The sequence below is a fragment of the Rhodoferax sp. PAMC 29310 genome (genome assembly GCF_017948265.1).
Taxonomy (GTDB): domain Bacteria; phylum Pseudomonadota; class Gammaproteobacteria; order Burkholderiales; family Burkholderiaceae_C; genus Rhodoferax.
Window position 1 is genome coordinate 2,415,743 of sequence record NZ_CP072852.1, and the last position, 13,563, is coordinate 2,429,305.

Consider the following 13,563-nt stretch of genomic DNA (forward strand, 5'->3'; position numbering starts at 1 on the left):
CGCAAGCATTGAAACAGCCAGCGACCATGAATGATTCCTAAAATCATAGTCGTGTCCTGCCAGGATCGAAGCAAGATACGGGAAATGAACACAGTGCCCCCTCCCGTTCAGATTTATGTGAAACAAGGAAACGTGTGAGCCGCTATCTTGCTTGTAACGATACTTGGCATCAAGGTAGTAATACAACCTCCCAAAGAGCAACTCAGGCTTGCAGCCAAGCCGCTTAGCAACAGCCTGGAGGTCAATTGGCAGATAGGGGTCGTTCTCACCTCGAACCTCTCCCGACTGAACCCCTGGATAAGAGGCCTCGTACATCTCATAGATACACCGGAGAACCCGGCGGTCGGTTGGAAGCTTGCTCATGGAGCAGCACAAGTTCTATTTGTTAAGCCTATCGGATCAATATCTGTCGCCTGAGTCATTCAACAGCTCCCGCGTTTTTAAGTGTTTGATTTATAGCCGAGATTGTTGAGCCACCGGCCTGCTTCCCTGGCCATAGGCTCAATCCGGCAAATCTATCCACTCCGCCAATGGCACACCCCCCGGCGCTTGGTAGTCAGCCAGCACCCAGGCGCGGGTGGGGTGGCTGGCGGCCTCAAAAAAACGCGCCAGCAGGAATTGAGTCGACGACTTGTCCAGGGCAGAAAACGGGTCATCAATCAAGGTGACTTGGGTGCCCGCGGCCAAGGCGGCGGCGAGCCAGACTTTGCGTTTGGAGCCGGTGGACAACATGTAGATGGGTTTGTGCAGGTGGGGCGTGAGCGACAGGCCTTCGGCCAGGCCCGCCACAGCGGCTTCATCCCAATTTGGGTAGCGCGGGCGCAGAGAGTCGAAATAGGCCAGGGGCGTGATCTGCTCAAAGGCCTCGGATCGCATGTCGGTCCAGAACACCTGTTGTTGGTAGGTGGCGTGAGAGGGAGCCACCGGCGCACCATTCAGCACAAAGCGCCCGGCCTGCGCCCGCAACTCGCCGGCCAGCAGACGCAGCAGCGTGCTTTTGCCGCAACCGTCGCCGCCGCACACCAGCGTCACACCAGGCGGAATGCTCACGTCGAAGTGAGTCCACAGCGGGCGACCGGGGTGGTTAAAGGTCAGGCCGTCGACGCTCAAAACAGCGGGAGAAGTGTTGGCAGTGGGTTCGATGGATCAGCCCTCGTTTCGGTGCAAAGTGGAAGGTCATTGTAGGAATTCTGGCGCGTGCCCCTGCATCCTCGGCCAAGCAACGAACATTACACATCAATATTTCAATAAATATTGTATGATTGAAGTATGAACACTTTATCTGCCACCACCGTCTTTGAATCACTCGCCTCGGCGGTGCGTTTGGACATTTACCGCTTGCTGGTCAAAACCGGGCCTGAGGGCCTGGTGGCCGGGGAGATTGGGAGTGCGCTGGCTGTGCCGCCGACCAATCTGTCTTTTCACCTCAAAGCTTTGACGCATGCCCAACTGGTGTCGGTGGTGCAAGAGGGGCGCTTTCAGCGCTACCGCGCCAACCTGGCCCTGATGCAGACGTTGATCGCCTATTTGACCGAAGAGTGCTGCGCCGGACAACCCGAGCAATGCCCCGAGATTTGCACACCAATACACAACTCGCAGAAAGCAGAACATGGGATTATTTGAACGCTACCTCACCGTCTGGGTGGCCTTGGGCATTGCCGCTGGCGTGGGCTTGGGACTGGCTCTGCCCAGCGGTTTTCAGGCCATTGCCGGGCTGGAGATTGCGCACGTCAATCTGGTGGTAGCGGTGTTCATCTGGGTGATGATTTACCCGATGATGATCCAGATTGACTGGTCAGCCGTGAAGGATGTGGGCAAGAAGCCGCGCGGCCTCTTTTTGACGCTGGTGGTCAACTGGCTGATCAAGCCCTTCACCATGGCCGCGCTGGGCGTGCTGTTTTTTAAGTACGTTTTTGACCCGTGGGTGGATCCGCAGACGGCCAATGAGTACATCGCCGGCATGATTTTGCTGGGCGTGGCACCCTGCACGGCCATGGTGTTTGTCTGGAGCCAGCTGGTGAAAGGCGACGCCAATTACACGCTGGTGCAGGTGTCGGTGAACGACCTGATCATGGTGGTGGCCTTTGCGCCCATTGCCGCCTTTTTGCTGGGCGTGACCAACATTACCGTGCCCTGGGAGACGCTGGTGCTCTCCACCGTGTTGTATGTGGTACTGCCGCTGGCCGCTGGCATGGCCACCCGTGCGGTGCTGCAACGCCGCTCTGACCACGCCGTGACCGACTTTGTGGCCCGCCTCAAGCCTTGGTCCATCGTCGGCCTTATTGCCACCGTGGTGCTGCTGTTTGGCTTTCAGGCGGAGACCATCGTTGCCAAGCCGCTGGTGATTGCGATGATTGCCGTGCCGCTGATTGTGCAGAGCTACGGCATTTTCGTCATTGCCTACGGTGCGGCGCGTCTGCTGAAACTGCCGCATAACGTGGCCGGCCCGGCCTGTTTGATTGGCACCTCCAACTTCTTTGAACTGGCCGTGGCCGTGGCCATCTCGCTGTTTGGCCTGCACTCGGGCGCGGCGCTGGCCACCGTGGTGGGCGTGCTGGTGGAGGTGCCGGTGATGCTGTCGCTGGTGGCCATCGTCAACCGCACCACGCACTGGTTCCCCGCCTCAAACCGTTTGACCTGAAAGCCACCGCCATGACCGACATCACGATTTATCACAACCCAAAGTGCGGCACCTCCCGCAACACCCTGGCGCTGATTCGCCACGCCGGCATTGAGCCGCGCGTGGTGCACTACTTGGAGCAAACACCCACCCGCGCTGAACTGCTGGCGCTGCTGGCAGCCATGGGCACCCCCGTGCGCGAGGCCATCCGCGCCAAAGAAGCGGTTTACAAAGAGCTGGATTTGGACAACGCCAAATGGAGCGACGACGCGTTGATCGACGCCATGCTCGCCCACCCCATTCTGATCAACCGCCCCATCGTGGTCACCCCCAAAGGCACGCGCCTGTTCCGCCCGTCAGAAGCTGTGCTGGAGCTGTTGCCCGACGCGCCACTGGCGGCGTTTACCAAGGAAGACGGTGAAGTGGTGCTTGATGCGAGCGGCAAGCGGCCGGTTTAAGCACTACAAATTCAATAGCTGCTCCCCCATATTTCACGGGTGATAGCGGCACAAAAGTCACTCAAGTACCGCAAAAAGTGCGGTACCCGACTGCCACCTCAGCAGGTGCGGACTGGGCGTAGTCGCTGAACTCTGGACGTTCGTCAAATGGGTGTTGCAACACGGCCAGCAAGCGCTCAAACGGGGTGAAGTCGCCGCGTTTCACGGCGGCGTCCAGTGCCTCTTCAACCCGGTGGTTGCGGGGAATGTAGGCGGGGTTGACGGCGTTCATGGCTTGCGCGCGTGCCGCCAGGGTTCGGTTTGATGTGACCGCACGTTCTTGCCAGCGCGGCAACCAGGCGTCCAACGCCTGCGCATCCAAGTACAGCGCCCGCAGACTCTCGGGCTGACCTTTTGCGGCGCTCGCCAGCGCCCGAAACGCCTGGGTGAAGTCCACGCCCTGCCCTTGCATGCTGCCCAGAAAGTCTTGCGCCAGCGCCAAGTCACCGGCCTCTTCACCTTCCAGCCCCAGTTTGGCGCGCATCTCTGCCAACCAAAAGTGCTCGTAACGGGCGGGAAAGCCGTCAATGATCGGCATCACCAAATCCACTGCGCTTTGAGGGTCGTCATGCAACAGCGGCAGCAGGGTTTCGGCCAGGCGGGCCAGGTTCCAGCGGGCGATCAAGGGCTGCTGGGAGTAGGCGTATCGGCCGCCGGTGTCGATGGAGCTGAACACTGTGCTGGGGTCATAGTGGTCCATGAAGGCGCAGGGGCCGTAGTCAATGGTCTCGCCCGACACGGTCATGTTGTCGGTATTCATCACCCCGTGGATGAAGCCCACGCCCATCCAGCGGGCGATCAGGGCGGCCTGGCGCTCGCTCACGGCTTGTAGCAAGCCGAGGTAAGGGTTCGGCTGGCCTTTGAGCGCCGGGTCATGGCGCTCAATCACATGGTCGGCCAGGCGGCGCAACAGGGCTTCCTCTTGGCGGGATGCGAAAAATTGAAAGGTACCGACTCGAATGTGGCTGGCTGCCACGCGGGTCAACACCGCACCGGGCAAGGCGCCCGTGTCGCGGCGCACCGACTCGCCGGTGGTGGCCACCGCCAACGCGCGGGTGGTGGGAATGCCCAGCGCATACATGGCCTCGCCAATCAGGTACTCGCGCAGCACCGGGCCCAGCGCCGCCTTGCCGTCGCCACTGCGGGAAAACGGGGTGCGCCCCGAGCCCTTGAAGGCGATGTCGCGCCGCCGCCCCTGGCGGTCCAGCACCTCGCCCAGCAGCAAGGCCCGGCCGTCCCCCAGCTGGGGAGAAAAGCCGCCAAACTGATGGCCCGCGTAGGCTTGCGCCAGCGGCTTGGCGCCCTCAGGCGCCTGGTTGCCGGAAAAGATGGCGGCGCCTAAATCGCCGTCCAAGGCGTCCGCGTCCAACCCCAACTCGGTGGCCAGTTCGCGGTTCAGCTTCACCAGCACGGGCGTGGGCACCTGCGCCGCCTGCCAGGGGGCATAGCCGCCCTCCAAGTCACGGGCGTAGCTGTTGTCGAAGATAAATCCGGCACCGGCGCGGGAAGAAGCTGTGGTCATCGGCGATTTACTTTCTGGGGGGCGTGCAGGTTGGGTGGAACGAAAAGGCTCAGGCCTTTTTGGGCAGGACCCAGTCGGCGCGCGGGAAGTGACAGGTATAGCCCTCTGGAATGCGCTCCAGGTAGTCCTGGTGCTCGCGCTCGGCGGGCCAGAAGTCACCGGCGGGCACCACCTGGGTCACCGCCTTGCCGGGCCACAGGCCGGAGGCGTTGACATCTTCAATGGTGGCCAAGGCCATGTCGCGCTGGGCATCACTGGTGTAGAAAATCACCGAGCGGTACTGGCTGCCCACGTCGTTGCCTTGGCGGTTTGTGGTGCTGGGGTTGTGAATCTGAAAAAACGCCGCCAACAGATCGCGGTAACTCAAGTGCTCGGGGTCAAACACCACCTCCAGCGACTCCGCGTGGCCGCTTTGGCCTTGTTTGACGGTGGCATAAGTGGCGTTGGGCGTGTCGCCGCCGGTATAGCCCACGCGGGTGGAGACCACGCCGGGCATCTTGCGAATCAGATCCTGCATGCCCCAAAAACACCCGCCGGCCAGAATACTGGTTTCAGTTTTGCTCATCTCAATCTCCAATGTATGTTGTGTCGCCAGTGGCCTGCTGACCACCCGCGTTCACCCCGTCTGGGGCCGGCCGTCAGGATACGCGCCATGGGGCGGCGGCGCCCGCCATGGGCGCGATAGCCCCCCTGCGGTCATGAGATTGCCACACCGCGCCCCACAGGCAGCGCGCAATGCGCTAGCTCGCTGGCCATTCAGACCAAACCCTCCGGTCAAAATGCTCTTTATTTAATAGCTTCTTGCGCAGCCTGCACTAGCGCTAGAGGCCTAAAAAGCTTATAAAAATCGTCACAAAGACCGGTAAGCCATTTGCTGCGCCACAAAACCGTCAAAGGCCTGAAGCAGCGGCTCAAACGGGGTGTCGCCGCCCTCAAGCTGCCCCAGTGCCGCACAAGTGGCCTCCAGCGTCGAGAGCTGGTCGGGCAGGTGGGCTTTGCGGATGCGGTAGTTGGACGGCGGCCTGTCGCGCAAGGCCAACCGCGGCAGCGCCTGCAACACCGGGTTCAAGTGAAGCATTTTTCGGCTTTTGCGCCAAGTGCCATCCAACACCACCAGCCGCAATTGGCGCGGATCCGTGGGCGCTTCGTCGCCAGCTAACGGCCAATTCGGCGCGGGATTCAAGGGCGTGGCCGGGTACAGCAGCACGACATGGCGCCACGGCGCTTCAGCCGTTTCACCCGGCCATGGCTTGTTCAACAAGGCGTTCAGCACATCCTCGTCAAAGGCTTCGCCGGTGACCAAGCGGCTGTGCGATAGGCTCATGCACAAGAGCCGCGCACTGCCCTTGGCATTGGCCACCTCCAGCGGGTGTTGCAACACCAGCACCTGCACCTGGTGCGCGATGGGACTAACCCACCGGCAAATACAGCTGGACTGGGGGCGAAGACACTGGGCGCACAGCGCGCGTTTGGGTGGCTGACTCACCGCTCAAACACTTTGAATTGCCGCCGGGGATTCACTCCCCCGCTGCACCTTGCCCGCCAAAGTGGCAGAAGGCGTCACCACCCCTGTTGCGTGGCGCTGGTTGTTGCACAAGTCATGGCTGATGGCAAAGTTCTCCAGGTGGCTGCTACCGCCCTCGCTGCGCGGCTGAATATGCTCCAGCGTGGCCGCATGGGGCAACACATGCTCGCCACACACCCAGCAAGGCACCACGCCATGCAACTGGCGCGCCACAGTTTTGTAAATTTTGTCGCGGGTCAAAGAGAGTCGGCTCATGGCGGATGATTTTCACTGCGAATGAAGGCTGGGGAGCGCTGGCGTTGTAATTTTCGCGTCCCTTGCGAGATGAGTAGCGACGAGTGACGGAGCAGTCAAGGTTCTTTATCAAACCCTTTGCGAGCGGGAGAAGAGGCACCCTTGAAAACAGATTGTGACCTTGCCCTCGAAAAACGTATCTCTTGCTGAGTGTGTAAATTCACGCAAGGAGAACGGAAATGACGAAGACAGCAAGAGCGCGCTACACGCTCGAATTCAAGCAAGAAGCAGTTCGACTGGTCGAAGGTGGCCAGAGCATTGCAGCCGCGGCACGCACGCTGGGAGTGGTCGACCAGACGTTGTTCAATTGGGTCAAGGCGCAGCGCCAGGGCCAGCTCAAGGGAGCTGACAGCAAGGTATTGGTCAGCGCCGAGCAGATGGAGATCAGCCGGTTGCGGGCCGAGCTGGCGCGTGTGAAGATGGAGCGCGACATTCTGGGAAAAGCGACGGCGTACTTCGCAAAGGGATCGATTTGAAGTACGCCTTCATCCAGCGCCACCGCAGCACATGGCCGATCTCGGTACAGTGCCGCGTACTGGGGGTGAGCATCGCCGGGTACCACGAACACTTTGTGCGACTGGCCAGTCCGGCCCAGCTCCGCCACCTGAGCGATGACGCCTTGCTGGTGCACATCAAGGCCATCCATGCCGAGACGCGAGGCGGCTACGGCTGGCCACGCACCTGGAAGGAGCTGCTTGCCCGTGGCATCCGTGTGGGCAAAGAGCGCGTGCAAAAGCTCATGCAGTTGCACGGCATCCGTGCCAAGGGAAAGCGGCGCTTCAAGGTCACCACCGATAGCAATCACGATCTAGCGATCTCACCCAACCTGCTCAACCGGGAGTTCGATGTGGCAGCACCCGACAAGGTCTGGGTGGGTGACATCACGTACATCGCCACGGACGAAGGCTGGTTGTTTCTGGCCGTGGTGATTGACCTGTTCAGCCGCCAAGTAGTGGGCTGGTCGTTACGAGAGGAAATGACGCGGGACATCGTCATTGATGCGCTGCGCATGGCATGGTTCAAGCGGCATCCGGGCAAGCAGGCTGGCCTGATGTTCCATAGCGACCGCGGCAGTCAGTACGCCAGCAAGGACTTCCGGGAAGTGCTCAAGGAGTACGACATCACCAGTTCAATGAGCCGGCGCGGCAACTGTTGGGACAACGCCTGCAGCGAGACGCTGTTTGGATCATTGAAGGTGGAACGGTTATACGGACAGAAGTTCAAGACTCAGCGGGAGGCAAAGGATGAAACGATTGCTTGGATGCTTTGGTATAACCGGACTCGACTGCATTCGACACTGGCCTACGTCAGCCCGGTGCGGTTCGAGCAAAACTGGCTTGCTAATCAGCCCAAGCAAGCCAACTCATGATCTCGGTTATGGGATACGGATTCCAGGGGCAAGGTCATTGAAAAAGTGACCCAATCAAAGTTATGACCGCTGAGAGCTGGTTAAGGTGTTTGAATCCGCCAAATCGGCAATAGGTATATTTCAAGCCTAACCAACACGATAGGCTGCTCGATGAAAACTTACAAGATTGCTTGCATCCCCGGTGACGGCATTGGCAAAGAAGTCATGCCCGAAGGCCTGCGCGCATTGCAGGCAGCCAACCAGCGCTTCGATCTGGGACTGGAGTTCACGCATTTCGACTGGGCGCACTGTGACTATTACCTGGCACACGGCAAGATGATGCCCGACGACTGGAAGCAGCAACTGTCCGACTTCGATGCCATTTATTTCGGTGCAGTCGGCTGGCCAGCAACGGTGCCAGACCACATTTCGCTCTGGGGCTCACTATTGAAGTTTCGCCGCGAGTTTGACCAGTACATCAACTTGCGACCCGTGCGCCTGTTTGAGGGTGTGCCCTGCCCTCTGGCTGGACGCCAACCCGGCGACATCGACTACTTGGTGGTGCGCGAGAACACCGAGGGCGAATACACGTCGCTGGGCGGCATCATGTACGAGGGCACTGACCGGGAGATCGTGATCCAGGAGTCTGTCTTTTCTCGCCACGGAGCAGACCGGCTGCTTAAGTATGCGTTTGAAATGGCTCAAAGCCGTCCCCGAAAACACCTGACGCTGGCGACCAAGTCAAATGGCATCGCCATCAGCATGCCCTGGTGGGACAGTCGGGCAGATGCCGTCGGAAGCGCCTACCCTGAGGTGACGGTGGACAAACAGCACATCGACATCCTGACTGCCCGATTCGTTTTGCAGCCCGGGCGTTTTGATGTCGTTGCGGCCACCAATCTGTTTGGCGATATCTTGTCCGATTTGGGGCCAGCAACAACGGGCACCATCGGACTTGCGCCCTCTTCCAACCTCAATCCGGAGCGAAAATTCCCCTCACTGTTCGAGCCGGTTCACGGCTCGGCACCCGACATCTACGGCAAAAATATTGCCAATCCAGTCGCCATGGTCTGGTCAGGCGCGCTGATGCTGGATTTTCTCGGGCATGGCCAAGGCAGGTTTCGCGAGGCCCACGATGCCATTGTGCGGGCCATCGAGGACACCCTGAAGCAAGGGCCGAAGACGCCTGATTTAGGGGGAACTGCATCGACGACAGCGATGGGTGAAGCCCTGGCAACACGGATTGGTGGCTAGTTGTTGAGGGATTCACGTAGCGTGAGCAAGCTTGGACGCCCCATCCTGAAGGGGCTCCTCTCGAGAACTCCAAAAGGCGGGAATCCCCGATCACACAGGCGCCAACACCTCCGGCGTCGTCACCGGGCCTTTGCCGCTGAAACGGTCCAGCGCGAGGTAAATCACGGGGGTGATGAAGAGCGTAATGGCCTGAGAGAACACTAGGCCGCCCACCACAGCGAGACCCAACGGTTGGCGCAGCTCGGCGCCAGCACCAATACCCACGGCGATGGGCAAGGCGCCCATGAGGGCGGCCAGCGTGGTCATCATGATCGGGCGAAAACGCATGAGGCAGGCCTCCCGGATGGCGGCAGCGGGCGTCATGCCCTCATGGCGCTGCGCATCCAGCGCGAAGTCGATCATCATGATGGCGTTCTTTTTGACGACACCTATGAGCAGCACGATGCCAATAGTGGCAATCAAGGTGAGGTCCTGGCCAAACAGCATCAGCGTGGCCAGCGCGCCCACGGCGGCCGATGGCAAGCCCGCCAGAATGGTGATGGGGTGGATGAAGCTTTCATACAGCACGCCCAGCAACACGTAAATCACCAGCAGCGCGGAGATGATCAGCGCCGCCTGGCTGCCCTGCGAGCTTTTAAACACCGCTGCGTCGCCACCATAGGTGGCAATGATGGAGGACGGCATGCGAATACTCTCGCGAGCGGCGTCGATCTTGGCAGTGGCATCGCCCAGCGCCACACCGGGCGCCAGGTTGAAGGACACGGTCACGGCTTGCAACTGGCCCACGTGGTTGATCGACGTGGCGCCCACAGTACGCTCCACGGTGGTGAAGCTGGACAGGGGCACCAGACCGCCGGTGGACGATCGCACATAAATGCCGGCCAACGCGCTTTCGTCTTGTTTGGCCTCGGGCACCACTTCCATGATCACCTGGTAGCTGTCGGTGGGCAGGTAGATGGTGGACACCTGACGTTCGCCAAAGGCGTTGAACAAGGCGGTGCGAATGCCCTCAATGGACACGCCCAGGGTGTTGGCGCGGTCGCGGTCAATCTTCAGTTGCGCTTGCAGGCCTTTGAGCTGGGCGTCACTGTTCACATCCCGAAAGGCCGGGTCATCGCGCAGCTTGGCTTGCAGCTTGCCCACCCAGGTATTGAGTTCGTCAGAGGTGACACTTTGCAGGATGTACTGGTACTGCGCCTTGCTAGCCCGTCCTCCCAATTGCAGGTTTTGGGTGGGACGCAGGAACACGTTGATGCCTGCCACGCTCTTGAGCTTGCCACGCAGACCTTCCACCACTTTTTTCATGGGCAAGCGCTCGCCCGTAGGTTTGAGGGTGACAAACATGCGGCCCGAGTTTTGGGCACCGGTGCCGCCGTTAAAGGAGCTCACCGCCGCGACATTGGGGTCTTGGCGAATGATGGCGGCAGCCCGTTCTTGCAGCTTGACCATCTCGGGGAAGGAGGTGTCTTCAGACGCCTCGGTGGAGACCTGAATCTGGCCAATGTCTTCTTCAGGGAAAAACCCTTTGGGAATGACGATGAACAACCAGGCGGTGGCGATGAAGGTGGCCAGGGCGATCATTAACACGGTTTTTCGGTGGGCAAGAGCCCTGTCCAGCCAGCGGGCATAGGCGCCCAGCACGGCGTCAAAGCCGCGTTCAAACGAGCGCACCACGACGCCCGGCGGTTTTTTGTGAGATTCGTCGGTCAGAAATCGGCTGGCCAGCATGGGCACCAGCGTCAAAGACACGAAGGCCGAGACCACAATCGCCAGCGCCACCACCACGGCAAACTCATGAAACAGCAGACCTATGACGCCTGGCATAAAGAAGATGGGAATGAACACCGCGATGAGCGAGGTAGAGATGGAGATGATGGTGAAGCCCACCTCGCGCGCGCCCTTCAAGGCAGCCTGAAACGGCGGCACGCCTTTTTCGATGTGGCGGATGATGTTTTCCAACACGACGATAGCGTCGTCCACCACCAGCCCCACGGCCAGAGTCAGGCCCAGCAGGGAAATGTTGTCGAGGCTGTAAGACATGCCCCACAGCAAGGCGACGGCGCCCATCAGCGAGACGGGCAGGGACAGCGCCGGAATGACGGTGGCCACAAAGCGGCGCAGAAACAAGAAAATGACCAGGACGACCAGCACGATGGTGCCGATCAGAGTCAAACTGACGTCATGCAGGGCTTCGCGCACGGACACGGAGCGGTCGTTCACTGCCGTCATGGTGATGGAGTCGGGCAGCTGGCTTTGCAACTGGGGCAAGGCGGCGCGTACGGCATCCACCACGCGTACCGTATTGGCACCGGGTTGGCGCTGAATAGCAATGGTGATGGAGTTTTCCCCATTCAGGGTGGCCCAGCTTTTGAGGGTTTCCAGGCTGTCTTCCACCCGCGCCACGTCTTTGAGGCGAACTGCATTGCCGCCTTTGTTGCTGACGATGATCTCCGCAAAGTCAGCAGCGTTTTTAAGCTGGCGGTTGGCCTGCAGGGTCAGAGTTTGGCGGGGGCCGTCAAACGTGCCCAGCGGCGTGTTCACGTTGGCCGAGCGCAGCGCGGCGCTCAATTCGTCCAGGCCCATGTTGCGGGCAGCCAGCAAATCCGGCTTGACCTGAACCCGCACCGCGTAGCGTTTCTGGCCAAAGATGTTGACCTGCGCCACGCCGTCGATGGTGGACAACGTGGGGGAAATCAGATGCCCGGCATAGTCCTGCAACTCGGAAGGCGCCATCGAGGGCGAGGTCAGCGCAATCAGCAAAATAGGCGCATCGGCCGGATTCACCTTGCGGTAGGCCGGGGTGTTGGTCATGTCGGCCGGCAAGGAGCGCTGGGCGCGCAGCAGCGCGGCTTGAACGTCCACGGCGGCGGCGTCAATGTTGCGGCCTTCTTCAAATTCCAGCGTGAGCGAGGTGCTGCCCTGGGTGCTGGTGGAGCTGATGGTTTTCAGGCCGGGCACGGTCTGAAATTGTTTTTCGAGCGGCAAGGCGACCGAGCTGGCCATGGTCTCGGGGTTGGCGCCCGCCAGGTTGGCAGACACGTTGATGACCGGCGTGTCGTAGCTGGGTAGCGCCGCCACCGGAATGCTACGAAAGCCAATGACACCGGCGACGACGATGGCAATGTTGAGCAGCACCGTCATCACCGGACGGCGGATAAAGAGTTCAGACAGGTTCATGGTGCGCTCTTGCGTTTGGGCTCAGCACCTGCGTCGGCAGCGGTTTTGTCAGTTTTCTCGGTTTTGTCGCCCTTCTCACCTTTGTCGCCTTTGTCGGCGCCAGGGGATTTGTCGCCCTTTTCGCCTTTTTCACCTTTGTCACGGCCGCCATTGCCACCGTCTTTGGTGCGTTCGACCAACGTGCTGCCGGGACGCACGTTTTGTTTGCCGTCCAGTACCAGTACCGAACCGGGTTTGATGCCTTCTACAGCGGCATCGGCGCCCTGCGAATACAGCACTTTGACGGGCATGGACTCCGCCTTGCCGTCCACCATGGCGTAAACCAGCGTGCCACGCGCGTTTTGCACGATGGCGGCTTGGGGCACCACCACGGCGTCTTTGATCACGCCCACGGTCTGCGACACCTCCACAAAGGCACCCGGCCAAAGCTTGTGGTCGCTGTTGGCAAACACGGCTTTGGCTTTAACCGCACCGGAGCTGGCGTCCACCACGCTGTCCACAAACTTGAGGCGCCCTTCAAACGTGCCCGCGCCGTCAGCCAGCGTGGCCGTCACGGGTGAGCCCCCTTCTTTGAGCGCGGCCAGCGCGTCGCTCAAATTGCGCTGGGGAATGCTGTAAGCGACCGCCACCGGGTCCAACTGGGTGACGGTGACCAGCGGGGTGACATTGGCCTGCACGGCACTGCCTGGAAACACATTGATGGCCCCGACGCGCCCCGCGTGCGGAGCCACGATGCGGGCGTATGACAAAGCCACCTGGCTGGCCGACACGGACGCCTGCGAGGCCGCTACGGCAGCCAATTGCGACTCGACCACGGTCTGGCTGGCATCCAGTGCGCCTTGGGAAATGAAGTTTTGGGAGAACAACTGCTGCGAGCGAGCGAACTGCCGGCGGGCGTCTGCCAAAGCGACGTTGTCCTTGGCCAGTTGGGCGCGCACCTTGCCTACATTGGCCTCGTCGGTACGGGCGTCCAGGGTGAACAGCAGCTCACCGGCTTTGACGAACTGCCCTTCCTTGATATGAACTCTGCTCACCAAGCTGGACACCTGGGCGCGCACGTCCACACTGGTCAGCGGCGTCACGGTGCCGGTCGCCCGCAACAGCAAAGGCATATCGATTTTTTTGGCCTTCACGGTGGTCACTGACACCGGGGCCCCCGATGACGACCCACCCCCGGCGGCAACCGGTGAAGCAGGTGTGGCAGGCGCGTTTTGTGCACCGACTGAAGTACTCAGCAAAGCGGCCACGGCCAGACAGCACACCGTAACGGAGAGAAGGGGCAACTTGTTCATGGATGACGTCTATATGAAGAGAGGGAAAGTCGGG

12 protein-coding genes are annotated in these 13,563 nt (G+C 60.5%); 5 read left to right on the plus strand and 7 right to left on the minus strand.

The genetic code is table 11. The features are described 5' to 3' along the window. Positions 1-501: 501 nt before the first annotated feature. Complete coding sequence (locus J8G15_RS11085; RefSeq protein WP_240538246.1) at positions 502-1,110, minus strand: ATP-binding cassette domain-containing protein; 609 nt, start codon at positions 1,108-1,110, stop codon at positions 502-504. Positions 1,111-1,269: 159 nt separating this feature from the next. Between J8G15_RS11085 and J8G15_RS11090 the strand changes: the two genes are divergently transcribed. From J8G15_RS11090 to arsC, 3 genes are read left to right on the plus strand one after another with little or no spacing between them, the layout of a single operon-like run. Then, positions 1,270-1,623, plus strand: coding sequence for a helix-turn-helix transcriptional regulator (locus J8G15_RS11090; RefSeq protein WP_210541991.1), 354 nt, complete (start codon positions 1,270-1,272; stop codon positions 1,621-1,623). Continuing rightward, the gene (arsB, locus tag J8G15_RS11095; protein ID WP_210541992.1) at positions 1,610-2,641 is read left to right on the plus strand and encodes an ACR3 family arsenite efflux transporter; all 1,032 of its coding nucleotides are present in this window, start codon (positions 1,610-1,612) and stop codon (positions 2,639-2,641) included. The genes J8G15_RS11090 and arsB overlap by 14 nt, the downstream gene beginning before the upstream one ends. Before the next feature lie 11 nt (positions 2,642-2,652). Next, on the plus strand, positions 2,653-3,078 hold the full coding sequence (arsC, locus tag J8G15_RS11100; protein WP_210541994.1) for an arsenate reductase (glutaredoxin): 426 nt from the start codon (positions 2,653-2,655) through the stop codon (positions 3,076-3,078). A 61-nt stretch (positions 3,079-3,139) separates the two neighbouring features. Here the strand turns inward: arsC and J8G15_RS11105 are convergent, their stop codons facing one another. The 4 genes from J8G15_RS11105 to J8G15_RS11120 all read right to left on the minus strand — a co-directional run bounded on the left by J8G15_RS11105 (position 3,140) and on the right by J8G15_RS11120 (position 6,419). Further along, the gene (locus tag J8G15_RS11105; RefSeq protein WP_210541996.1) at positions 3,140-4,639 is read right to left on the minus strand and encodes a YdiU family protein; all 1,500 of its coding nucleotides are present in this window, start codon (positions 4,637-4,639) and stop codon (positions 3,140-3,142) included. 49 nt (positions 4,640-4,688) lie between these two features. Beyond that, positions 4,689-5,204: a peptide-methionine (S)-S-oxide reductase MsrA gene (msrA, locus tag J8G15_RS11110; RefSeq protein WP_210541998.1), complete on the minus strand. Its 516-nt coding sequence runs from the start codon at positions 5,202-5,204 to the stop codon at positions 4,689-4,691. Between the two features lie 285 nt (positions 5,205-5,489). After that, complete coding sequence (locus J8G15_RS11115; protein ID WP_210542001.1) at positions 5,490-6,125, minus strand: tRNA-uridine aminocarboxypropyltransferase; 636 nt, start codon at positions 6,123-6,125, stop codon at positions 5,490-5,492. A gap of 3 nt (positions 6,126-6,128) precedes the next feature. Next, positions 6,129-6,419: an HNH endonuclease gene (locus J8G15_RS11120; RefSeq protein ID WP_210542003.1), complete on the minus strand. Its 291-nt coding sequence runs from the start codon at positions 6,417-6,419 to the stop codon at positions 6,129-6,131. Between the two features lie 218 nt (positions 6,420-6,637). On the opposite strand from J8G15_RS11120, the gene J8G15_RS11125 reads away from it, so the two are divergent. Both J8G15_RS11125 and J8G15_RS11130 read left to right on the plus strand, forming a co-directional pair. Further along, positions 6,638-7,827 (plus strand): IS3 family transposase gene (locus J8G15_RS11125; protein WP_210542005.1). Its coding sequence is split into 2 segments (ribosomal slippage): positions 6,638-6,896 and positions 6,896-7,827, totalling 1,191 coding nucleotides; the frame shifts between segments, so codons are not numbered across the junction. A gap of 150 nt (positions 7,828-7,977) precedes the next feature. Continuing rightward, a complete protein-coding gene (locus J8G15_RS11130; protein WP_210542007.1) occupies positions 7,978-9,060 on the plus strand; it encodes a tartrate dehydrogenase in 1,083 nt (360 codons plus the stop codon). 90 nt (positions 9,061-9,150) lie between these two features. Here the strand turns inward: J8G15_RS11130 and J8G15_RS11135 are convergent, their stop codons facing one another. After that, positions 9,151-12,237, minus strand: a complete 3,087-nt coding sequence (locus J8G15_RS11135; RefSeq protein ID WP_210542008.1) for an efflux RND transporter permease subunit — start codon at positions 12,235-12,237, stop codon at positions 9,151-9,153. Then, a complete protein-coding gene (locus J8G15_RS11140; RefSeq protein ID WP_210542010.1) occupies positions 12,234-13,529 on the minus strand; it encodes an efflux RND transporter periplasmic adaptor subunit in 1,296 nt (431 codons plus the stop codon). Before J8G15_RS11140 ends, J8G15_RS11135 begins: the two co-directional genes overlap by 4 nt. Between the last annotated feature and the right edge of the window lie 34 nt (positions 13,530-13,563).

Bases quoted from the DNA above. Each gene is read 5' to 3' on its own strand.
- J8G15_RS11090 (WP_210541991.1), top strand. From the start codon at position 1,270: ATGAACACTTTATCTGCCACCACCGTCTTTGAATCACTCGCCTCGGCG.
- arsB (WP_210541992.1), top strand. From the start codon at position 1,610: ATGGGATTATTTGAACGCTACCTCACCGTCTGGGTGGCCTTGGGCATT.
- arsC (WP_210541994.1), top strand. From the start codon at position 2,653: ATGACCGACATCACGATTTATCACAACCCAAAGTGCGGCACCTCCCGC.
- J8G15_RS11105 (WP_210541996.1), bottom strand. From the start codon at position 4,639: ATGACCACAGCTTCTTCCCGCGCCGGTGCCGGATTTATCTTCGACAAC.
- msrA (WP_210541998.1), bottom strand. From the start codon at position 5,204: ATGAGCAAAACTGAAACCAGTATTCTGGCCGGCGGGTGTTTTTGGGGC.
- J8G15_RS11120 (WP_210542003.1), bottom strand. From the start codon at position 6,419: ATGAGCCGACTCTCTTTGACCCGCGACAAAATTTACAAAACTGTGGCG.
- J8G15_RS11130 (WP_210542007.1), top strand. From the start codon at position 7,978: ATGAAAACTTACAAGATTGCTTGCATCCCCGGTGACGGCATTGGCAAA.
- J8G15_RS11135 (WP_210542008.1), bottom strand. From the start codon at position 12,237: ATGAACCTGTCTGAACTCTTTATCCGCCGTCCGGTGATGACGGTGCTG.
- J8G15_RS11140 (WP_210542010.1), bottom strand. From the start codon at position 13,529: ATGAACAAGTTGCCCCTTCTCTCCGTTACGGTGTGCTGTCTGGCCGTG.